General features: G+C 70.5%; 23 protein-coding genes. 10 read left to right on the plus strand and 13 right to left on the minus strand.

Annotated features, from left to right (window positions below):
* Positions 1-19 precede the first annotated feature (19 nt).
* The 4 genes from ABZW18_RS23035 to ABZW18_RS23050 form a co-directional block, all read right to left on the minus strand.
* Positions 20-457 carry an SsgA family sporulation/cell division regulator gene (locus tag ABZW18_RS23035; protein WP_356190309.1) on the minus strand — a complete coding sequence of 146 codons (438 nt, stop codon included), beginning with the start codon at positions 455-457 and terminating at the stop codon, positions 20-22.
* 47 nt (positions 458-504) lie between these two features.
* Entirely contained in the window at positions 505-1,275 is a 771-nt protein-coding gene (locus ABZW18_RS23040; RefSeq protein ID WP_356190313.1) for an IclR family transcriptional regulator C-terminal domain-containing protein, read from the minus strand.
* A 152-nt stretch (positions 1,276-1,427) separates the two neighbouring features.
* On the minus strand, positions 1,428-1,649 hold the full coding sequence (locus tag ABZW18_RS23045) for a DUF5326 family protein (protein ID WP_356190316.1): 222 nt from the start codon (positions 1,647-1,649) through the stop codon (positions 1,428-1,430).
* Between the two features lie 157 nt (positions 1,650-1,806).
* Complete coding sequence (locus ABZW18_RS23050; RefSeq protein WP_356190318.1) at positions 1,807-2,124, minus strand: cupin domain-containing protein; 318 nt, start codon at positions 2,122-2,124, stop codon at positions 1,807-1,809.
* 46 nt (positions 2,125-2,170) lie between these two features.
* On the opposite strand from ABZW18_RS23050, the gene ABZW18_RS23055 reads away from it, so the two are divergent.
* The 4 genes from ABZW18_RS23055 (at position 2,171) to ABZW18_RS23070 (ending at position 5,406) form a co-directional block, all read left to right on the plus strand.
* Positions 2,171-2,548, plus strand: a complete 378-nt coding sequence (locus tag ABZW18_RS23055; RefSeq protein ID WP_356190320.1) for a phage holin family protein — start codon at positions 2,171-2,173, stop codon at positions 2,546-2,548.
* Between the two features lie 120 nt (positions 2,549-2,668).
* Positions 2,669-3,886 (plus strand): cystathionine gamma-lyase, encoded by a 1,218-nt coding sequence (locus tag ABZW18_RS23060; protein WP_356190323.1) that lies wholly within the window; start codon positions 2,669-2,671, stop codon positions 3,884-3,886.
* 98 nt (positions 3,887-3,984) lie between these two features.
* Positions 3,985-4,881 carry a LysR family transcriptional regulator gene (locus ABZW18_RS23065; protein WP_356190326.1) on the plus strand — a complete coding sequence of 299 codons (897 nt, stop codon included), beginning with the start codon at positions 3,985-3,987 and terminating at the stop codon, positions 4,879-4,881.
* 45 nt (positions 4,882-4,926) lie between these two features.
* Positions 4,927-5,406 carry an NUDIX hydrolase gene (locus ABZW18_RS23070; protein WP_356190328.1) on the plus strand — a complete coding sequence of 160 codons (480 nt, stop codon included), beginning with the start codon at positions 4,927-4,929 and terminating at the stop codon, positions 5,404-5,406.
* An 82-nt stretch (positions 5,407-5,488) separates the two neighbouring features.
* Here ABZW18_RS23070 and ABZW18_RS23075 read toward each other — a convergent pair whose 3' ends face one another.
* The 3 genes from ABZW18_RS23075 to ABZW18_RS23085 all read right to left on the minus strand — a co-directional run bounded on the left by ABZW18_RS23075 (position 5,489) and on the right by ABZW18_RS23085 (position 9,533).
* The gene (locus ABZW18_RS23075; RefSeq protein ID WP_356190375.1) at positions 5,489-6,181 is read right to left on the minus strand and encodes a pyridoxamine 5'-phosphate oxidase family protein; all 693 of its coding nucleotides are present in this window, start codon (positions 6,179-6,181) and stop codon (positions 5,489-5,491) included.
* 113 nt (positions 6,182-6,294) lie between these two features.
* Positions 6,295-8,256, minus strand: a complete 1,962-nt coding sequence (locus ABZW18_RS23080) for a globin domain-containing protein (RefSeq protein WP_356190331.1) — start codon at positions 8,254-8,256, stop codon at positions 6,295-6,297.
* A 644-nt stretch (positions 8,257-8,900) separates the two neighbouring features.
* The gene (locus ABZW18_RS23085; RefSeq protein WP_356190333.1) at positions 8,901-9,533 is read right to left on the minus strand and encodes a haloacid dehalogenase-like hydrolase; all 633 of its coding nucleotides are present in this window, start codon (positions 9,531-9,533) and stop codon (positions 8,901-8,903) included.
* A 90-nt stretch (positions 9,534-9,623) separates the two neighbouring features.
* Here ABZW18_RS23085 and ABZW18_RS23090 point away from each other — a divergent pair, with 90 nt between their 5' ends.
* Genes ABZW18_RS23090 through ABZW18_RS23100 form a run of 3 tightly spaced genes read left to right on the plus strand, consistent with a single transcriptional unit; the run spans position 9,624 to position 11,560 of the window.
* Positions 9,624-10,187: a DUF2269 domain-containing protein gene (locus ABZW18_RS23090; RefSeq protein WP_356190335.1), complete on the plus strand. Its 564-nt coding sequence runs from the start codon at positions 9,624-9,626 to the stop codon at positions 10,185-10,187.
* Complete coding sequence (locus ABZW18_RS23095) at positions 10,184-11,050, plus strand: GNAT family N-acetyltransferase (protein WP_356190338.1); 867 nt, start codon at positions 10,184-10,186, stop codon at positions 11,048-11,050. Before ABZW18_RS23090 ends, ABZW18_RS23095 begins: the two co-directional genes overlap by 4 nt.
* A gap of 57 nt (positions 11,051-11,107) precedes the next feature.
* Complete coding sequence (locus ABZW18_RS23100; RefSeq protein WP_356190340.1) at positions 11,108-11,560, plus strand: GNAT family N-acetyltransferase; 453 nt, start codon at positions 11,108-11,110, stop codon at positions 11,558-11,560.
* A gap of 706 nt (positions 11,561-12,266) precedes the next feature.
* Here ABZW18_RS23100 and ABZW18_RS23105 read toward each other — a convergent pair.
* A complete protein-coding gene (locus ABZW18_RS23105) occupies positions 12,267-13,643 on the minus strand; it encodes a serine hydrolase domain-containing protein (protein WP_356190342.1) in 1,377 nt (458 codons plus the stop codon).
* 280 nt (positions 13,644-13,923) lie between these two features.
* Complete coding sequence (dnaB, locus tag ABZW18_RS23110; RefSeq protein ID WP_356190377.1) at positions 13,924-15,402, minus strand: replicative DNA helicase; 1,479 nt, start codon at positions 15,400-15,402, stop codon at positions 13,924-13,926.
* Between the two features lie 524 nt (positions 15,403-15,926).
* Here dnaB and ABZW18_RS23115 point away from each other — a divergent pair.
* A complete protein-coding gene (locus ABZW18_RS23115) occupies positions 15,927-17,264 on the plus strand; it encodes an MATE family efflux transporter (RefSeq protein ID WP_356190344.1) in 1,338 nt (445 codons plus the stop codon).
* A 131-nt stretch (positions 17,265-17,395) separates the two neighbouring features.
* Here ABZW18_RS23115 and rplI read toward each other — a convergent pair whose 3' ends face one another.
* From rplI to rpsF, 4 genes are all read right to left on the minus strand, one after another.
* Positions 17,396-17,842: a 50S ribosomal protein L9 gene (rplI, locus tag ABZW18_RS23120; protein ID WP_356190346.1), complete on the minus strand. Its 447-nt coding sequence runs from the start codon at positions 17,840-17,842 to the stop codon at positions 17,396-17,398.
* 18 nt (positions 17,843-17,860) lie between these two features.
* Positions 17,861-18,097: a 30S ribosomal protein S18 gene (gene rpsR, locus ABZW18_RS23125; protein ID WP_003978893.1), complete on the minus strand. Its 237-nt coding sequence runs from the start codon at positions 18,095-18,097 to the stop codon at positions 17,861-17,863.
* Between the two features lie 63 nt (positions 18,098-18,160).
* The gene (locus ABZW18_RS23130) at positions 18,161-18,760 is read right to left on the minus strand and encodes a single-stranded DNA-binding protein (protein WP_356190348.1); all 600 of its coding nucleotides are present in this window, start codon (positions 18,758-18,760) and stop codon (positions 18,161-18,163) included.
* Between the two features lie 86 nt (positions 18,761-18,846).
* Positions 18,847-19,137, minus strand: a complete 291-nt coding sequence (rpsF, locus tag ABZW18_RS23135) for a 30S ribosomal protein S6 (RefSeq protein WP_003978891.1) — start codon at positions 19,135-19,137, stop codon at positions 18,847-18,849.
* Between the two features lie 268 nt (positions 19,138-19,405).
* Between rpsF and ABZW18_RS23140 the strand changes: the two genes are divergently transcribed.
* Together ABZW18_RS23140 and ABZW18_RS23145 are read left to right on the plus strand one after the other, a co-directional pair.
* Complete coding sequence (locus ABZW18_RS23140; RefSeq protein ID WP_356190350.1) at positions 19,406-19,735, plus strand: hypothetical protein; 330 nt, start codon at positions 19,406-19,408, stop codon at positions 19,733-19,735.
* Positions 19,736-19,861: 126 nt separating this feature from the next.
* Complete coding sequence (locus ABZW18_RS23145; protein WP_356190352.1) at positions 19,862-20,980, plus strand: peptidoglycan bridge formation glycyltransferase FemA/FemB family protein; 1,119 nt, start codon at positions 19,862-19,864, stop codon at positions 20,978-20,980.
* Positions 20,981-21,051 lie beyond the last annotated feature (71 nt).

Below are 21,051 nucleotides of genomic sequence, written 5' to 3' on the forward strand. Positions count from 1 at the left end.
GCGTACGGACAGCGGCCGCTCAGCCCGCGTTCCGCTCCGTGGCGAGGATCCGGTCGAGCGCCGCGTCCAGACTTCCGTCGGAGTCCGCGTACCACTCCTCCTTGCCCAGGGGGACGACCCGGTCGGTGCGGTTGAGGAACGCCACCAGCGGTGCGGCGCCGGCGCGGAAGGCGGCGCACTCGGCCCCGACCTGGAGCCTGATGAAGACATCGGAGGGCGGCCGTTGCGAGATCGGGCGGATGTGCACATCGCCGTCGCCGCTCGGTGTGCTCAGCCCGTCGAGGAGCAACTCTCTTGCGAACGCCCAGGTCACGGGCGCGTCTCCGGGGAGGTGAAAGGTGAACCTGACGGCGTACGGGTCCGCCGCCTCGTACCGGAGCTCCACCGGAATTCGGAAGGAGAGCTCGTCGGACACAAGGAAGCTCATCAGCAGCTCTGCCTGGATGGTGTCACGCATGGTCGCCATCGTGCTTCACACCCCGAAAGATCACAAGGAGTGATTTTTCAGATACTGATAGTGAAAGAAAGGGAGTTGAGGAGTTCCCCCATCCTTCTGCGCAACTCCTCCGCCACCGGCCCCAGCCGTACCGCCTGTTGCACGGGGAGAGAGATGGCCATCGTGGCGGCTCCGGCACCGGCGGTGACGGGAAAGGCCGCGCACACGGTCCCGAGCGCGTACTCCTGCCGCTCGATGACCGGTTGCCGCGGCTGGACAGCGGCGAGCCGGTTCAGCATGGCCTCCCGGTCCCGCACCGTGTACGGGGTGATCGCCTGCACCGGATACCGGGAGAGGTGGTCCTGACGGGCCTCCTCGTCCAGCTGTGCCAGCAGACACTGGCCGATCGCATGCGCGTGCGCCGTCTGCCGGAAGTCCGCCCACTCCTCCACCGCCGGCAGCCCCGGGCTGTCCGCGACGGAGACGACATCGATCTCCCCCTCGCGATAGAGGGCGAAGTAGACCGGTACGCCGAGATGCCCGCTGAGGGCGTGGACCGATTCGGCGAGCGTGGCCCGCGCGCGCTGCCGGCCGCTGTTCGCCGCGAGCGTCGCCGCGGCCTCGCCGTACACGAACAGGCCCTTCTCCCGGCGCAGATAGCCCTCGTGGGTGAGGGTGCGCAGCAGGTGGTACGCGGTGGGGAGCGGCAGGCCCGCCTCCCGCGCGAGCTGCTTGGCCGGGGCTCCCCCGCTGTGGTTTCCGACCGCTTCGAGCAGCCGCAGCGCGCGCTGCACCGAGCCGATCAGCGTGGGAGGGGACACCGCACCCGCCGTAGCCATGACACCCCCAAGGCGTGCCCGACGGACTGCTCGTGCCCGCCCGCGGGGCTGGTCCCCGCAAGGGCGAGACTTTAACGGCCCTGCCGTCGGCCGACGGCGGTTCGCCCCCGGTGTCCCCCGCGTGGGCTAAGGGCCGGGGTGTCCTGGGCGGGTCACCAGTCGCCCCGGGAGGACGAGGAGGACGTGCTGAACTTCCGTACCACGTAGACCAGTCCGGCCACGAGCGCGGCGAACAACAGCACCTTGAAGAGCAGGCCGGCGAGGAAGCCGACCACGCTCATGATCAGACCGCCGAACACGACGAGCGCGAGGACCGGTACCGCGACCCACTTCACCCACCACGGCAGACCCGCGAAGATCTCCTTGACTGCCACTGTCGTCCCCTGCTTCCGATTCGATGTCCGCCGGTCCGTCCGACCGGCGACCGGCTCTTCCGGCTGTCTTCGATGCTAAGCGGGGCGAATGCCGACCGGAGCGCCCGCGGCCCTTGTCCTCCCCTGACCGTTCCCCTACGGGGCCGGGGCGGCCGGGTCAGCTCTCAGGGGGAGAGAAGACGACCAGGACGCGGAGGTCCTCGCTGATGTGGTGGAACTTGTGGACCGTCCCGGCCGGTACGTACACCACGCTGCCGCGCGCGACCTGTGTCGTCTCCGTCCCGACGGTGACCGACGCGCGGCCGCTCACGACGAAGTAGACCTCGTCCTGGCGGTGCGGCTGCTGGGGGTCGGCGGTGCCCGCGGCCAGCGCGTAGAGACCGACCGACATGTTCCTTTCGTGAAGGAACTGTAGATACGCACCCTCGTTGGCGGCCCGCTCCGCCTCGAGATCCTCCAGCCGGAATGCCTTCATCCGCCCCACCCCTTGTCTCACCGATCGTGTCTGCCACGATCACACCATGAAGACTTTCGCAGTCAAGACGATCGCCAACGCGGCAGCCCTGGCGGTTGCCGTCTGGCTGCTCAAGGACATAACGCTCACCGGTGGGAACACCGGGCGCACGGCGCTCACGCTCATACTCGTCGCGCTGCTCTTCGGTTTGGTGAACTTCGTCGTCAAACCGGTGGTCAAGCTGCTGTCGTTCCCGTTGTTCATCGTCACGCTCGGCCTGATCACTCTCGTGATCAACGCGCTGATGCTGCTGCTCACTTCCTGGCTGGCGGGCAAGGTCGATCTCGCCTTCCATGTCGAGGGCTTCTGGACGGCGGTGCTCGGCGGCCTGATCATCTCGATCGTCTCCTGGGCGCTGAACATGGTCATGCCCGACAAGGACTGATCGCCTGACGGATGATGGGGCGTATGAGCACTTCTGCCCGCCGCACCCGGTACCGGTACCGGGTGCGTTCCGTCGCCACCGGCGGCGTCCACCGCTCGCGGCCCACGGAGGAGGCGGCCCATGGCCGGTGACGGAACGCGCGTCGTACGGGCCGGGCTGCCGGAGCCCGAGGCTTATCAGCCGGGCATGCCGGGTCCGGTCTTCGCCGCCCACTACCACCTGCCGGGTGAGCCCGTCGGTCCGTACACCTACGGCCGCGACGAGAACCCGACCTGGACCGCCCTGGAACGGGCCATCGGCGAGCTGGAGGCCCCCGGCGCGGACGTCGGGACGATCGTCTTCCCGTCCGGTATGGGCGCGGTCTCCGCCGTGCTGCTGTCGCTGGTGCGGTCCGGGGACGCCGTGGTGCTGCCGGACGACGGCTACCAGGCGCTGCCGCTGGTGCGCGAGCGGCTGGAGGCGTACGGGGTCGAGGTGCGCACCGCGCCGACCGCGGGGGACGCTCAACTGGCGCGACTCGACGGCGCGAAGCTGCTGTGGATCGAGTCGCCGTCCAACCCCGGGCTGGATGTGTGCGACATCCGCCGGCTCACCGAGGCGGCGCACGCGGCGGGCGCGCTGGTCGCCGTCGACAACACCCTTGCCACGCCGCTCGGACAGCGGCCGCTGGAGCTCGGCGCGGATTTCTCGGTGGCCAGTGGCACCAAGGCGCTGACCGGGCACGGCGATGTGCTGCTCGGCTATGTCACCTGCCGCGACCCCGAGCCGGCGGCGGACGTACGGCGCTGGCGCAAGACGGCCGGGGCGATCCTCGGCCCGATGGAGGCCTGGCTCGCGCACCGCTCACTGGCCACCCTCCAGTTGCGGGTGGACCGGCAGGCGGCGAACGCCCTCACACTCGCCGAGGCGCTCGCGCAGCGGCCCGAGGTGACCGGTCTGCGCTATCCGGGACTGCCCGACGATCCTTCGCACGCGGTCGCCGCGCGGCAGATGCGCGGTGGCCGGTACGGCTGTGTGGTGTCCTTCACCCTGCCCGGCCGGGAGCGCGCAGAGCGATTTCTGGCCGCGCTGCGACTGGTGGACGAGGCGACCAGCTTCGGCGGCGTACGGTCCACGGCCGAGCGGCGCGGACGGTGGGGCGGGGACGCGGTACCGGAGGGCTTCATCCGGTTCTCGGTAGGGGTCGAGGACGCAGAAGACCTGGTGAGGGATGTGCTGAGGGCGCTGGATGAGTCGGGAGCGGCGACGGAGCGCCGTGAGGCGGGCGGCTCGAGCCTCCCCCCTCATGGCTCGAGCCGCCCCGGTTCAATGAGCAACGAACCGCGTAATCAAGGCTAGTTGACTCTGCGTCAGTGTCCAATCACCCTAGCGACACAGACCTATCGACAAATTTATAGTTGTCCGACAGGCGGCAGCCGGCGAGCGGAGGAGTGGGCATGGATCTGGCTCTGCTCCGTACGTTCGTCACCGTGCACCGGGCCGGCTCCTTCACTCGCGCCGCCGCCCTGCTCGGCCTCTCGCAGCCGGCCGTCACCAGCCAGATCCGCGCTCTTGAACGGCAGCTCGGCCGTCCCCTCTTCCTCCGCCGGGCGCGCGGCGTGACCCCGACGACCATCGGGGACGAGCTTGCCCACAAGGTCGCCCCGCACCTCGACGCCCTCGTGGAGATCACCGGGGCGGGCCCCGACGAGCGCTCCGCGGAACGCACCCTCCACATGGCGGGACCGCCCGAGTTCACCGCCCGCCGCGCGCTGCCTGCCCTCACCCCGCTCGTCGGCCAGGGGCTGGCACTGCGGGCCTCCTTCGGCAGTGCGGAGGAGACTCTCGACGGGCTCGCCGCCGGACACCACGATCTGGCCATCAGCACCGCCCGGCCGCGCGGCGGACTGCTCAGCTCGACACCGCTGTGCGACGAGGAGCATGTGCTGGTCGCCGCACCGCGGTGGGCGGCACGGATCGGTGCCGCGGGAGGGGTCCAGGCCCGGGGGTTACGCGCGCTGGAGCAGCTGCCGGTGGTGGAGGTGCACGAGAGCCTGCCGCTGGTCTCCCGCTACTGGGCGGCCGTGTTCGACGCCAAGCCGGCCGTGGCGGGCACGATCATCGCTCCGGACCTACGGGCGGCGCTCGCCTGTGCGGCGGCGGGGGCGGGGCTGGCGGTACTTCCCCGCTACCTGTGCGAGGACGCGCTGGACACCGGGGAGGTCGTCGCCCTGCTCGATCCGCCGGTGCCGCCGCTGCGCACGTACTTCCTGGCCGTGCGCGCCGGGACACTCGCGCTGCCGCATATCGCGCGGGCGCACGAGTGGCTGCTGCGGGCGGCGGTGGACTGGTGAGTTCCGGAACGTTTCGGAGGGCGCGCCACGGGCCAGATCTCCTGCATGACCGTTCGACCCGTGGTCAAGCGCACCGCCCGTGCCATCCTGCTCGACGGCGACGAGATGATTCTGATCAAGCGGACCAAGCCGGGCCGCCCGCCGTACTGGATCACACCGGGCGGCGGGGTCGAGCCGGAGGACGCCACGGTCGTCGACGCCCTGCACCGTGAGGTGGACGAGGAGCTGGGCGCGAAGGTCACCGATACCGTCCCGGTCTTCGTCGACACCGTCGAGCACATCAGCGACGGCGGTGTGACCGGAGTGAAGGTGCAGCACTTCTTCGTCTGCCGGCTGGAGTCGATGGACGTCACGCGGCGGCACGGCCCGGAGGTCGAGGAGCCCTGCGGGGAGTACGAGATCGTGCGCATCCCGTTCACCCGGGTGGGGATCGCCTCGGTGGAGGTCGTACCGCTCTCCCTGCGGCACTACCTGGACGGCAACATCGAGGGCATCCGCGCGATGCACGCACCCGATCTCGGCTGACACGACTGCGCCGGCCGACCCGACCGGTCCCGCGGACCGGGCCGGCCATCCGGATCCAGGGCAGGCAGGTTCCTGCCCGGAGTCAGCGGAACCAGCCGCGGAAGGCGTGATCGTCGGACACGGGGGCCCGCTGCCGCACCTCGGCCAGCACCCGCTCCGCCGCCTCGCGGAACGCGTCCTGCTCGGCGGGCACCCGGCGCTGGTACGGCAACCGGTCCGGTGCCTCGGCCGCCGAGCCGAAGAAGTCGCCGCCCTTGCGCTTCATGTCATCCGTGCCCCAGTCCCGGCCGCGCTGTTGGGCCGGGACCCTCTGCAGCCGGGGTATGTGCTTGGCGCAGTGGATGTACGCCTCCTCGACAGCGACCTCGACCCAGAGCTGGGCACGGCGGCCGGGCACCGCGTCGATCGGCAGTCCGGGGTGGGCGGCGCGCATCTCGGCGTCGGAGACGATCCGGGCCCGGCCGTTGACATGCAGGCCGATCCGGTCCCGGAGGAAATCGATCATGAGAATGCCGAGGTGCGGGTTCTCCTCGATGTTGCCGAGGCTGGCCAGCACGCCGTTGCCCCGGTACTCGGGGTAGGCGAGGGTCCTGTCGTCCAGAACCTGGAGGAAGCCGGGGGGACCGGCTCGGAAGGTGCTGTCGCAGTCGCCGTTGCGGTCGGCGGTGGCGAGGAAGAACATCTCCTGCCGGCCGACGAACTCGCGCATACGTTCGTTGAGCCGGTCGAGGACCTGGTCGTCGTAGAAGCGGTCGGCCCGGGACGTGGTTCCCATCCGGCGCTGGAGCGCGTGCTCGCCGTCGCTGCCGGGCCGGGCAGGGCGTGCCGCGGCTGTCCGTTCGTAGGCGGGCCCGGCCTGCTCCACGTCCACGTCTGCATCCACGTCCCTCAGTCTCCTGCCGCAACCAGTTCTTCGATGGAGTCGTGCCGTATCCGGTGGGACGGTATGCCGATGCCGACCAGGGTGTCGACACCGCTGCGGATCATGCCGGGCGGGCCGGAGAGATAGGCGTCGTAGGCGTTCCACGGACCGTACTGCCGTACGGCGTCGGGGAGGGGGCCGCTGAGGCCGGTCGTCGGGCCGTTGGAGACGACCGGGCGGACCGAGAGCCAGGAGTGCGACTGCTGCAGCCGCAGCATGGTGTCGATGTCGTAGAGGTCGTGGTCGTTGCGCGCGCCGTAGAAGACCTCGACCGCGCGCTTGCGGCCGTGCTCGGCGACATCCTCGACCAGCGCCTTGATCGGCGCTATGCCGGTGCCGCCGCCGAGGCAGAGGAGGCCGTTGTCGTTGCTGTGGTCCACGGTCATCGAGCCGCCGGGGGGACCGAGTCGGACGATGTCGCCGGGACGGGCGCGGTGGACGAGGGAACCCGAGACCCAGCCCGCCGGAACGGCCTTGACGTGGAAGGAGAGCAGGCCGTCGGAGCGGGGCGCGGAGGCGAAGGAGTAGTGCCGCCAGACGCGCGGCCACCAGGGCGTCTCGAGGGTCGTGTACTGCCCGGCCCTGAAGGGGTAGGGCTGGTCGGGGCGCACGGTGACGATGGCGATGTCGGGGGTGCGCAGATCGTGGGCGACGACCTCGGCGTCCCACCAGGCCGGTGCGTGCCGCTCGTTCTCGGCGGCGGCGTCGATCATGATCTGCGAGATCGCGGTGTACGCCCGCACCCAGGCGGCCTCGGTCTCGGCGCTCCAGCTGCCGGGCGCGTACCGGGAGAGTGCCAGGAGCAGGCACTCGCCGACGGCCGGGTAGTGCTCGGGGGCGGTGCCGTACTTCCGGTGGCCGCGGCCCAGGTGGGCGAGGTAATCGGTGAGGGTCTCGGAGTCGTCGACATGCTTGGCGGCCGTGAGCAGCGCCTTGAAGAGCCGGTCCCGCTGGGAGTCCATGGCGGCGGGGAAGAGGGCTCGCAGATAGGGGTGCTGGACGAAGAGCATCGCGTAGAAGTACGAGGTGACCTTGTCGGCGATGGGCTCGATCTCGGCCATGGTGCGGCGGATCAGGATCGCGTCGGGTGAGGCCTTGTCGCCGCCGGCGCGGGCTGAGGTGGTCGCGCTCGGGGCAGCGGACGCCCCGCCGGCGTCGGCGGGCGCGGCGCCGCCGGTACCCGACGGGGAGTGCCCGAACGCCGAAAAACCGGGACCGGACGCGGCCTGCTGGGCCGGCTCGGAGGACCCGGACGGCCCGGACGCTCCGGCACCCGGACGGCCCGCACCGGACGGCCCGGAGATGTCGCCGCCACCGTCAGGAGCCGCGGTGGACACCCCACCGGCCGGGGGCGCCTCGGGTCTGGTGCCGACGTGCCGGCTCGGGGCAGCCCCGTTGTCGCCACCGGGCGGGGCTGAGCCGGGGCGGTCGGCGGCATAGGTCGTGTGAGCGCCGTCGCCTCGGCGCTGGGCATCGAAGCCGGTGCCCGGCGCGGCGGGCTGGTCGGTCGCCGCGGGTTCGGGGCGGCGCGGGGCGTAGGGGGCGGGGGCGTCGGCTCCGGCAGGGGCGCCGTTGGCTCCGGGCTGGGGCTGCCCCGGTGCGCGGTCTCCGCTGGAGGGGGCCGCTCGCCCGCTTCCGGGCGCGGTGTCCCAGGCGTTCTCCGGACCGCTCGAGGCAGGGCGCTCAGGGGCCTGTTCGGGCCGTACGCCCTGGGGGTGGGCCTGTTCAGGGGCGGCGCGGCGGTGCTCGTGGGGGCCGCCGGTGGCGGGCGGTGCCTGATCGTGCCGGGGCCTGGCGCCGTATGGCGCGGCGCCCTGATCGGGCGGTGTGTCATGGCCGGCGACGGGTCCGCCCCGGTGAGGTCCGGGTGCAGGCTCCGGCGGCCTCCGGTCCGTGCCTCGGGTGCCGACCGGCCGTATCGGGCTCACCGGTCGGCTGGGTATCCGGTCCGTCTGGTCCTGGCCGTGGCCCTCCCGGCCGTGGCCTTGGTCCCGGCCGTGGCCTTGGTCCTGGCCGTGGCCTTGGTCCTGGCCCTGGTCCTGCTCCCCCTGACCCGTCCGATTCTTGCCCGGTGTCGGAGTGAACCAGCCCCAATCCCCACCGTTTCCGCCAGAGCCGCTGTTATCGGCCGACGTTGTGGTCGGAGCGTCCATGGTCTGCCTCGCCTCGAACGTCTTTCGGTCGGTCTTCGCACTTCCGACGCCGGAATGTGCCCGCAATGCATCGCTCTGGATCAGAATTCTTTACGACTCATATCAACCCCAGCAAGCCACACAAAGCGGTCAGAAACGTCCTGGTGTGACATTGGCCGCAGTTCCCTTCGCTGCAGCTTGCCACTCCCCGTGATCGCGTCGGACAAATAGCCGGAAGTCCGGGTAACCGCGACTGTGTTCCCACTAGACTGCCGTACCTTGCACGACTTCTCGTCAGCCGTACACGGCCGAACCGGAGTCGACCATACCGGGCCCGGATGAATCCACAAGTCCCGGTCCGGATCTCATCCGGAAGCCGGGCGTATCCCGTGATCTCCCACACATCCAGGTAATTCGCCGACCAACTCACGAGTACTGAATTAACGTCGGTTACGGATCAGTTCGTAAACCTCCCGAAGATCACTCCCGGTATAGGCATACGAGGCCAGCCCGCTCACATGGTGATCCGCGTTCACCGCCACCGACACCGGGAGCGCCCCGAACAGCTCCGCGTCCGACATGGAGTCGCCGTACGCCACACAGTCCGCCCGGCCGACCCCGAACTTCGCGCACAGCTCATCGGCGATCCGCACCTTCGCCGCGGCGGAGAGGATTCCCGCGGGGTCGATCGGCTCACGGAACGGCACCGCCGGGAAACGCGATCCATACGCCGCGTGTGCTCCCCAGCCGAGCAGCCGCTCCACGAAGAAGCCGGGCGACAGCGAGACCACCGCGCAGTAGTCACCGCCCGCCCTGATATCCGCCCACACCTCGCGAATGCCCGACAGCCACGGGGCGCCCTCGAATGCGGCAGCCACATGCGCCTCGGTGAGGTCCGCCCACAGTTCGCGCACCCTGGTCGCGAACTCCGGCGGTCCGATCTCCCGCGTCACGAAGGCTCGCTCGATCTCGGCGATCTCCTCTGCCAAGCCGAGCTGCCGGGAGATCTCGACCGGCGCGGCGGATCCGTACAACAGCGTGCCGTCGAGGTCGAACAAGTGCAGTTTCGCCATGGCGAGAGGGTAGGCGTACTCGCCGGCGCGTATCCACGGATACTCCCGCCGGCGGTCGCGCAGCGGCCACCGGGCGGCGACCGTGAGGACATGCAGCTGAACCGTCCCGCCCGCAGAGCCACCCTCGTCATGCACGTGTGCGTCTCCGTCGGCTGGCTCGGCCTGACCGCCGGGCTCCTTGTCCTCGGTGTCGCAGCCGCCGGCACGGCCTCGGCGGCGACCGCCGAGGCCGCCTACCGCTCCATGAAGATCTTCGGCGACTGGCTCATCGTCCCGGTCAGCCTGCTCTCGCTGCTCAGCGGTCTGGTGCTGTCGCTGGGCACGCACTGGGGCCTGGCACGGCACCGCTGGGTGTACGCCAAGTTCTGGATCACCCTCGGGGCAACTGCCGCCTCGATCCTTGCCCTGCGCTCGCACATCGACGACGCGGCGGCGGCCGTCGCGGCCGGGGAGCCGGCCGGGACCGCCGCCACCGATCTGGTCATGGCGCCGTCGATCGCCACGGCCCTGTACCTCTTCGTCACCGCGATCTCGGTCCTCAAGCCCTGGGGTCTCACCCGCCGGGGGCGTCGCGCACGCGACACCACACGTTCCGCTGCCGTTGGCGAATCCGGTCGACGGAGGAAGGCCGCGTCGGAGAGCCTGGCTCCATGACGCTGCTGAGGACCGTACCGATCCGCCGTCTGTCCCGCGCCGACCTCACCCGCTGTCTCGACCTCTCCGCCGATCGCGGCCGGCCGGCGGACGACCGCTCCTGGCAGCTGCTGCTCACCGCGGGCGCCGGCCATGGCATCGACGATCCGGACGGCGACGGCCTGATCGGCAGTTACGTCCTCACCCGCTACGGCCCGGAGCTCGCCTGTATGAGCAGGCTGCTGGTCGCCGAACGGCACGCCCGGCGCGGGCTGGGCCGCCGGCTGATGGCGCACGCGCTGGAGGAGGCCGGTGGCACGCCCGTCCTCGGTTACGCCACCGATCTCGCCCGCCCGCTGTACGAGCACCACGGCTTCACCGCGGTCACGCGCTCGACGACGTACGCGGGCCGCTTCCGGCCGGAGTCCGGCGCATCCGGCCCATCCGAGGAGTCCGACGCGACGCGCCCCGCAGCCGCGGCCGACCTCCCGGCCGTCCTCCGGCTCGACGCCGAGGTCTTCGGCTCGGACCGGATGCAGCTGCTCACCCGGCTCCCCGCGTTCGCCGACCGGTTCCGCGTCGCCGAGGACCGGCGCGGACTCACCGGCTTCGCCGCGGCCTGGCGCAGTGCCGACGACACCGTGATCGGCCCCGTCGTCGCCGGGAACACCACGACCGCCCGTCGGCTGATCGCCGACCTCGCAGGGCCGACGGAAGGCGCGGTGCGGCTGGATGTGGACGACCGCCATACGGAGCTCGCGGCCTGGCTGGCGGACCGCGGGGTCGCCCCGGTCACGGCCAGCACGGTGATGGTGCATGGCGCGGCCGGCCTTCCCGGCGACCACGGCCGCCGCTTCGCGCCGCTGATGGTGGCGCTGGGCTGACGGTCCGCGGCTTCCGGTCTCGGCATCGGCAGCGCACCCGCGCGTAGCCTGCGGACCATGAGCGATCTTGAGATCCGTAGGGCCGTCCGGGCCGACATACCCGCCGTCGTCGCCATGCTGGCCGACGATCCGCTCGGCGCGCAGCGCGAGTCGCCCGAGGACCTGATCCCGTACGAGCGTGCCCTGGACCGGCTGGCCGCCGACCCGAACCAGCATCTGATGGTGGCGGTCCGGGACGGCCGCACGGTCGGCACTCTCCAGCTCACCGTCATCCCCGGCCTGTCCCGCCGCGGCTCCACCCGCTCCGTCATCGAGGGCGTGCGCGTCCACGCCGACGTGCGGGGCAGCGGCCTCGGCACCCGGTTGATCGAGTGGGCGATCGAGGAATCGCGGCGCCAGGGCTGCCAGTTGGTGCAGCTCACCTCCGACTCGGCCCGTACCGGGGCCCACCGCTTCTACGAGCGCCTGGGCTTCACCGGCTCCCACATCGGCTTCAAACTTCAGCTCTGACCGGCAGGCCGCCCTACCGTGAGTGCGGCGCCCGCGGACGGGGCCGGGCGGGGTTGACTGCCGGGTCACGGCACGGATCAGGGCGGCGGGCGATGAGCGGCAGCCGCAGGCGGCGGATCGGGGGCAAGGAGTACCGCGCCCGGCTCGCGGTCCGGCACCGCCTCGCGCCCGCCCACCGTCGGCCGTTTCCTCGGCGGTGGCGGCACGCGGTCATCGGTCGGCACGCCATCGACCCCGCGGCTGTCTCCGCTCCGCCGGCGGCCGGCCGGCCGACCCCTCGGTGGCGGAGGTGGAGCGTCGAACTCTGCGGCTCGGCGCCACCTCATCGGCTGAGGCTGCGCCGAGCCGTACCAGCCCCGGCCGTATCAACCGGCGTCCGCGAAGACCCGCTTGCCCGGCACCGACCACGCCCGCGATGCGGGCAGCTGACGCGGCGAGCACGTCGACAGCGCTCCCGGCACCGCCGCTGCCCGCCCCGTCCGGTCGGGCAGCGCCCATGGCCATCGGCATGCCCGCCGGACCATCGGTGGCCCCCAAGCCGTCGTGCAGGACCGAACAGGAGCCCCGGTGCGCCGCGACGAACCGTACGAGCGCCTCCGGCACCTCGTACCGTTCCACGGCTGACGGTCTCAACGCTGATGGCGTCCGTACTCCGGTCCGCGCTCCGCGACCCCCGCGCTCGCGGCCGCCGGGCCCGGCCACCCCACTACTTCGCCCGCCAGCCCTCCGGGTCGACACCGCCCGGCACCGGAGCCTCGGCGTCGTACGGTTTCCGGGTGAACACGAACGAGCCCAGGTCGAGATGGCTCACCGACCCGTCCCGGAGCCGCACGACGCGCAGCGTTTCGCCCGCGTAGTAGCCGTCCAGCCCGGTCCAGGTACCGTCCTGCTCGGCCCGGAAGCGGGATGCCCGGCCGCCGCCCGCCAGGGGAGTCAGCGCAAGTCCCCGGTCGGCGGCGAGGCGCAGCGCGAACGGCGCCGGACCCCAGTACCAGGGACCGGTCAGCTCCAGCAGCTCCGGATCGGCCACCGGGAGCGGCTTCCACGGCGCGGGGACGCGGGGCTCGCGGTCGGCCACGATCCGTACGAGGTCGGCGGCGAGCGTCCCGACCGCGAGGCCCGAGGTGGTGTTGGCCAGGGCGACCGCCGCCGCCCCGTCCTCGACACTCACCCACAGCGCCGCAAGGAAGCCGGGCAGGGAGCCGGTGTGGCCGACCAGCGTCCGGCCGTCGCGCCGCACCAGCTGGATCCCGAGGCCGTAACCGTCCTCCCAGCTGTCGCTACCGGGCACGGCCGCGGGGGTACGCATCTCCGCGACGGATTCCGGCCCCAGTACCCGCTCGTCGCCCTCGGCGAGGAAACCGGCCCAGCGGCCGAGGTCCTCGGCCGTGGACCACAGCTGCCCGGCGGGTGCCATCAGTCCCAGGTCCTCGGCGGGCTCCGGCAGCGTGACGTCCGCCCACGGGTGCACCGCCCATCCGTCGGCGTGCGGAGCCCGGGGCCGGGCGGACGTACGCGTCATGCCCAGCGGCTCCAGCACCTCGTGCTGCAGCACCTCGTCCCACCGCGCGCCGCGCAGCTCCTCGACGAGCGAACCGAGCAGCGTGTAGCCGGGGTTGGAGTAATGGTGGAGCCGGCCGGGGGGATGGCGGAGCGGCTCCTCGCCCAGCACGTCGGACAGCTCGGGGCGCAGCGTGCCCGGAGTCCGCTCCCACCAGGGGCCGGGCGCCTCGGCCGCGAGACCCGAGGTGTGGGCGAGCAGCTGAGCCACCGTCACCTCCCCCGCTCCGGTCCCGGGAAGGTGCTTGTCCAGCGGGTCGGCCAGAGCCAGCAGTCCCTCGTCCCGCAACCGGAGTACGAGGACGGCGGTGAAGGTCTTGGTGATCGAGCCGATGCGGTACTGGGTGGCGGCGTCCGGCTCGCGGCCGTCCACCGAACCGCGGGCACCCGCCCACACGGTCCGGCCCTCCCGCACCACCGCCCCCACCAGGGACGGGGCCCGGCCCTCGGCCTGCGCGGCGGCGATCCGGTGGAACAGGGCCCGGCGAGTGTCGGGCAGCAACTCTGCGAACGGCGCGCTCATGGAGATCACTTCTACCCGGCCGACGAACGCGGCGCACCTGTTTCACCGTTCCCCGGCAACGCGTCCCGCCGGCGGAGGGGCACAGCTGCTCGCCCGCGGCACAGAACGAACGACTGCCCCGCCGGCGCCGGCGTTGACGTCGGGGTCAAGGTCTACCGTCAGGCGCATGCGGACGGGGGTGCGGATCGGCGAGCCGGCCGAGCGGGCGGGCACGACGCCCCCGCACGCTCAGGTACCCGGCGGCCCGCTTCGGAACGCCCGGCCCCCGTCCTCCGACGGGTCAGGTCTGCGCCATGTCCACGAAGCGGGAGTAGTGGCCCTGGAAGGCCACGGTGATCGTGGCGGTGGGGCCGTTACGGTGCTTCGCCACGATCAGGTCCGCCTCACCCGCCCGCGGTGACTCCTTCTCGTACGCATCCTCGCGGTGCAGCAGGATCACCATGTCGGCGTCCTGCTCGATCGAACCCGACTCACGCAGATCCGACACCATCGGCTTCTTGTCCGTGCGTTGCTCCGGGCCACGGTTCAACTGCGACAGCGCGATGACCGGGACTTCGAGCTCCTTGGCGAGCAGCTTGAGATTACGGGACATGTCGGAGACCTCCTGCTGCCGGCTCTCGGGCCTGCGGGAGCCGCCCGACTGCATCAGCTGGAGGTAGTCGATGATCACCAGCTTCAGGTCGTTGCGCTGCTTCAGACGGCGGCACTTGGCGCGGATCTCCATCATCGACAGGTTCGGTGAGTCGTCGATGTAGAGGGGCGCCGCCGACACATCGGGCATCCGGCGGGCGAGCCGCGTCCAGTCCTCGTCGGTCATGCTGCCCGACCGCATATGGTGCAGCGCCACCCGTGCCTCGGCGGACAGCAGCCGCATCGCGATCTCGTTCCGCCCCATCTCGAGCGAGAAGATCACGCTCGGCAGATTGCTCTTGAGGGAGCAGGACCGGGCGAAGTCCAGCGCCAGGGTCGACTTGCCCATCGCGGGGCGGGCGGCGATGACGATCATCTGGCCGGGATGCAGCCCGTTCGTCAGCGAGTCCAGGTCCGTGAATCCGGTCGGCACCCCGGACATCTGGCCGCTGCGCGAGCCGATCGCCTCGATCTCGTCGAGCGCGCCTTCCATGATGTCGCCGAGCGGCAGGTAGTCCTCGCTGGTCCGCTGCTCGGTGACCGCATAGATCTCCGCCTGGGCGTTGTTGACGATGTCGTCGACGTCGCCGTCGGCCGCGTATCCCATCTGCGTGATACGGGTGCCCGCCTCGACGAGCCGGCGGAGCACGGCACGCTCATGGACGATTTCCGCGTAGTACTCGGCGTTGGCCGCCGTGGGCACCGACTGGACCAGGGTGTGGAGATACGACGCGCCGCCGACGCGCGTGATCTCGCCGCGCTTGGTCAGCTCGGCGGCGACCGTGATGGGGTCGGCGGGCTCTCCCTTGGCGTACAGGTCGAGGATCGCCTGGTAGACCGTCTCGTGGGCGGGGCGGTAGAAGTCGTTGCCCTTGAGTACCTCCACCACGTCGGCGATGGCGTCCTTGGAGAGCAGCATGCCGCCGAGCACCGACTGCTCGGCGTCGAGGTCCTGCGGCGGTACCCGCTCGAAGCCGGAAGCGGAGCCGGAACCCGGCCCGGAACCGGAACCGGAACCGGGGCCACCCGACCAGTCGTCCGGACCGCGGTCGTGCCGGTCGCCGAATCGCTGCCCTCGGTCGTCGCCGCGGCGGGTCCGGGCGGCCGGCAGGCGGTCACTCGGACCCATGTCCGCCGCCCACGGGTCTTCCGTCTCCTGCTGGCTCACCCCGACACCTCCTCCCGTCCCGCGGCGCGGGGCCCTCCCGGGCCCTGCGCACACCCGGCTCCCCGTGCGTCTCTTTCTTACGGCACGGCTAAGACAATTAGGACGCCCGACTCCGGTTACGACGCTTCGAGTTCACATGGTTTCGAGGCCGGGACGGACCGCGGGCGCCGCACCACGGTATGGCCGGCGGCACCGTCAGCCAAGATGGTTATCCACAGGCCGTGTGGACGAGTGGACCCAACCTGTGGAGAACCTCACCGAACCTGTGCACGGAGCGGGGGACGGCGCTGTGGACAAACACACAGGCGCCCCGACCCATCCGCTCCGACCTGCACTTTCTCCATCCACGGGCTGTGCAGAAGAAAAACTTTCCCCAGCGGATCAAGATCGCGACAAACGGCACACAGAAGAACGCCCCTCGGGTCACCGAGTAAGGACCGGCAGCTACTTGTGTCTCTTACCTGTGGAAGATTACATTGGAGCCCATGACTCAGGCCCCCGCGACCGGGAAACGCAGCGTCCGCCACCACGATCGCGAGATCATCGCGCTTGCCCTTCCCGCCTTCGGCGCACTCGTCGCGGAGCCCCTCTTCGTCATGGTCGACAGCGCTGTCGTCGGCCATCTCGGCACCCCCCAACTGGCCGGGCTCGGTATCGCCGCCGCGCTCCTGCTGACTGCCGTCAATGTCTTCGTCTTTCTCGCCTACGCCACCACCGCGGCCGTGGCCCGCAGGGTCGGCGCGGGCGACCTCCCGGCCGCGATCCGCCAAGGCATGGACGGCATCTGGCTCGCTCTGCTCCTCGGCATAGCCGTTGTTGCCGCGGCCCTCCCCACCGCGTCCACCATCGTCGGCCTCTTCGGAGCCTCCGGTGACGCGGCAGCGTATGCCGTTACCTATCTGCGCATCAGCGCACTCGGCATCCCGGCCATGCTCGTCGTGCTGGCCGCGACCGGAGTCCTGCGCGGCCTCCAGAACACCCGCACTCCGCTGTATGTCGCCGTCGGAGGATTCGCCGCCAACGCGGCACTCAACGCAGGCCTCGTCTACGGAGCCGGACTCGGCATCGCCGGCTCCGCCTGGGGCACGGTCATCGCCCAGTGCGGCATGGCCGCGGTCTACCTCGCCGTCGTGGTGCGGGGCGCGAGGAAGCACGCGGCCTCGCTGCGCCCCGACGCCGCCGGTATACGGGCCTGCGCCCGGGCCGGAGCACCACTTCTGGTCCGGACCCTCTCACTGCGGGCCGTCCTGATGATCGCCACGGTGGTCGCGGCCCGGCTCGGTGACGCCGATGTCGCCGCCCACCAGGTCGTCCTCACCCTCTGGTCGCTGCTGGCCTTCGCACTGGACGCCATCGCCATTGCCGGGCAGGCCATCATCGGGCGGTATCTCGGCGCCGGGGACGAGGCGGGGGCGCGAGCCGGTTGCCGCCGCATGGTGCAGTGGGGCATCGCGGCGGGCGTCGTCCTGGGCCTGCTCGTCGTACTCGCCCGGCCGCTGATTCTGCCGATGTTCTCCAGTGACCCCGCCGTGCACGAACTGCTGCTGCCGGTCCTGCTCGTGGTCGCGGTGGCCCAGCCGGTCTCGGGGGTGGTCTTCGTACTCGACGGAGTGCTGATGGGTGCGGGCGACGGCCCGTATCTGGCCTGGGCGATGATCGTGACGCTGGCGGTGTTCGCACCGGTGGCGCTCGCCGTGCCGAGCCTGGGTGGCGGACTCACTGCGCTGTGGTGGGTGATGGGCCTGATGATGTCGGTCCGTCTGCTCGGGCTCGCGCTCCGTGCCCGCTCGGGTCGCTGGATCGTCACCGGCGCCACCCGCTGACCATCACTGTCCCGTTTCCCCACCTGGGTGCACTGCCGTCAGTGCCCGGTCCGTGGACCGGCGTCCGGGAAGGACGAAGGGCCGCACCCCGAGGGGTGCGGCCCTTCGTCACGCCATGCCAGTACTGCGAATCAACCGGCGACAACCTCGACGCCGACCTTGGCGGCGACGTCGGCGTGCAGACGCACGGACACCTGGTGCGAACCAAGGGTCTTGATCGGCGAGCCGAGCTCGATGCGACGCTTGTCCACGTCCGGACCACCGGCATCCTTGATCGCCGAGGCGATGTCGGCCGGGGTGACGGAGCCGAAGAGACGGCCGGCTTCACCCGAGCGGGTGGCCAGACGAACCTTCACGCCCTCGAGCTGGGCCTTGACCTCATTGGCCTGCTCGATCGTAGCGATCTCGCGGATCTTGCGACCACGGCGGATCTGTGCGACGTCCTTCTCGCCACCCTTGGTCCAGCGGATCGCGAAACCGCGCGGGACCAGGTAGTTGCGAGCGTAGCCGTCCTTGACGTCCACGACGTCGCCCGCGGCGCCGAGGCCGGAGACCTCGTGGGTGAGGATGATCTTCATGATTCGGTCACCCTTCCCTTATCGCGCAGTCGAGGTGTAGGGCAGCAGCGCCATCTCACGGCTGTTCTTCACGGCCGTGGCGACATCGCGCTGGTGCTGAGTGCAGTTGCCGGTGACCCGGCGGGCACGGATCTTGCCGCGGTCGGAAATGAACTTCCGCAGCAGGTTCGTGTCCTTGTAGTCGACGTAGGAGATCTTCTCCTTGCAGAACACGCAAACCTTCTTCTTAGGCTTGCGAGCAGGCGGCTTCGCCATTGTCTCTCTCCAGTGTGATCAAGAAGTTTGTGCAGGTCGCCCAGACCGGACCGCGGATGCGGTCTAGAAGGGCGGCTCGTCCGAGTAGCCGCCGCCGGAACCGGAGCCGGAGCCGGAGCCGCCGCCCCAGCCACCGCCGCCACCGCTCTGCTGGCCGCCGGCCGGCGCGCTGGTGGCCCACGGGTCGTCGGCGGGAGCACCGCCGCCGCCCTGCTGGCCACCGCCGGGGCCGCCGCCCCAGCCGCCGCCACCTTGGCCGCCACCGCCCCCACCGCCGTAACCACCCTGGCCGCCGCGACCGGTGGTCTTGGTGACCTTGGCCGTGGCATTGCGCAGGCTGGCGCCGACTTCGTCGACATCCAGCTCGTAGACCGTGCGCTTGACGCCCTCGCGGTCCTCGTAGGACCGCTGCTTCAGCCGGCCCTGCACGACGACGCGCATGCCGCGCTGGAGCGACTCGGCGACGTTCTCCGCCGCCTGACGCCATACCGAGCACGTGAGGAAGAGACTTTCGCCGTCCTTCCACTCGTTGGTCTGGCGGTCGAAGGTGCGGGGAGTGGACGCGACGCGGAACTTCGCGACCGCCGCACCGGACGGGGTGAAGCGCAGCTCGGGGTCGTCGACGAGATTGCCGACGACCGTGATGACGGTCTCGCCTGCCATGGGTGAACCTCTCGGCGGGTGTGCTGCTGGCTGCTTGCTACTCGAACCCGGTTACCGCTGAAACGCCCAGTCCTGTCGGACTGAGGTCAGTGGGTCTCGGGACGGAGGACCTTGGTCCGGAGGACCGACTCGTTCAGGTTCATCTGACGGTCGAGCTCCTTGACGACCGCAGGCTCGGCCTGCAGATCGATGACCGAGTAGATGCCCTCGGGCTTCTTGTTGATCTCGTACGAGAGACGACGACGGCCCCAGGTGTCGACCTTCTCGACCTTCCCATTGCCCTCACGGACAACGGAAAGGAAGTTCTCGATCAGCGGGGAGACAGCTCGCTCCTCGAGATCGGGGTCGAGGATGACCATCACCTCGTAGTGACGCATGTAGAACCCACCTCCTCTGGACTCAGCGGCCACGGCATTTCCGTGGCAGGAGGGTCGTGATGCGTAGCAACGGTATCGGCTGCCACTGACAGCGCGGTTGGCCCCGCATGAAGCGGTGCCGCCGCCGGTCTGGACAGACACCGGTGCAGACCGTACAGAGTACCTGTAGGGAGGCTTCCGGTTGAAATCCGGCCCTGGATGGCCGCAATCTGTACACATCGGGTGTGTGCGGCGCTACAGTGCGCCGCCCGTCGCCAGGAGGTACCCCATGGCGCAACCAGTCCGACCACATCACGGCCCCCGCTCGGCCCTCAGCTCTGTCCTCAACAGCGACGGCAAGGCGCACCCCGTCGAGAACAGCTTTGTCGCGGCGACTCTGGTGCTCGGCGCGGTCGCGTTCATCACAGCGCAGTTCGACCATCTCCACCTGATCAGCTCCTGGACCGGACTGGTGGGCGTCCTCTCCGGCGCATGGGGCCAGATGATCTCGTCGACCACCGGCGAGCGGTTCCTCCTGATCATCGGCCTCGGAGCAGCCGCAGTCGGCTTCTACCTGGGTATGGCGCACGGCGGGCTCTTCGGCAGCTTGCTCGGCTAGCGTGGCGAGACGGGGACTCCGGGTGAGGAGACCGTGCCCGGGAGGGGACCTGGCTTGGCGCAGTAGGCTTCCCGGCGAGAGCCGGAGCCCCGACCCTGGGGACAAGCCTGCCGAGGAGCGCCCCGCATGAGCCTGACCCTGAGGACCATCAGCCGCGAGCAGCATCTGGCGTATATCCAGAACCTGCCCTCGGCGAGCCACATGCAGGTTCCGGCATGGGCCGACGTCAAGGCGGAGTGGCGCTCCGAAAACCTCGGCTGGTTCGACAAGGACGACAAACTTGTCGGCGTAGGCCTGGTCCTCTACCGCCAGCTGCCCAAGGTCAAGCGGTACTTGGCGTATCTGCCGGAGGGGCCGGTGATCAACTGGACCTCGCCGAACCTCGAGGACTGGCTGCAGCCGATGCTCGCCCACCTCAAGCAGCAGGGCGCGTTCTCCGTGAAGATGGGCCCGCCCGTCGTCATCCGGCGGTGGGACGCCGCAGCGATCAAATCGGGCATTCAGGACCCGGACGTGAAGCGGCTGCGTGATGTCGAGGCGACCCACGTCGAGTCGCGTGCCTTCGAGGTCGCGGACCGGCTGCGCCGCATGGGCTGGCAGCAGGGCGAGGACGGCGGCGCCGGTTTCGGTGACGTCCAGCCGCGCTATGTCTTCCAGGTCCCGCTGGAGAACCGCTCCCTGGAGGACGTCCACAAGGCTTTCAACCAGCTGTGGCGCCGCAACATCAAGAAGGCCGAGAAGGCAGGCGTCGAGGTCGTCCAGGGCAGTTACGACGACCTCGCCGAGTGGCAGCGGCTGTACGAAATCACTGCCGAGCGCGACCACTTCCGCCCGCGGCCGCTCGGCTACTTCCAGCGTATGTGGACAGCCCTCAACTCCGAGGACCCCAACCGGATGCGGCTCTACTTCGCCACGCACGAGGGAGAGGCCGTCGCCGCCGCCACCATGCTCATCGTGGGCGGCCACGTCTGGTACTCCTACGGCGCCTCCGCCAACCACAAGCGCGAGGTCCGGCCCTCGAACGCGATGCAGTGGCGCATGCTGCGCGATGCCTACGCGCTCGGCGCCGGCGTCTACGACCTGCGCGGCATCAGTGACTCGCTCGACGAGAACGACCACCTCTTCGGACTGATCCAGTTCAAGGTCGGCACCGGTGGGCAGGCTGCCGAATACCTCGGCGAGTGGGACTTCCCGCTCAACAAGCTGCTGCACAAGGCTCTCGACTTCTACATGTCGCGCCGCTGACCCCCCGGGTGCCGGCACCCACTCCGGCCCCGGCTTCGACGACGAAACCGTCACCCACGTTGTTTGCTTCA

This window comes from Streptomyces sp. NPDC004647 (genome assembly GCF_040609575.1).
Classification (GTDB): domain Bacteria; phylum Actinomycetota; class Actinomycetes; order Streptomycetales; family Streptomycetaceae; genus Streptomyces.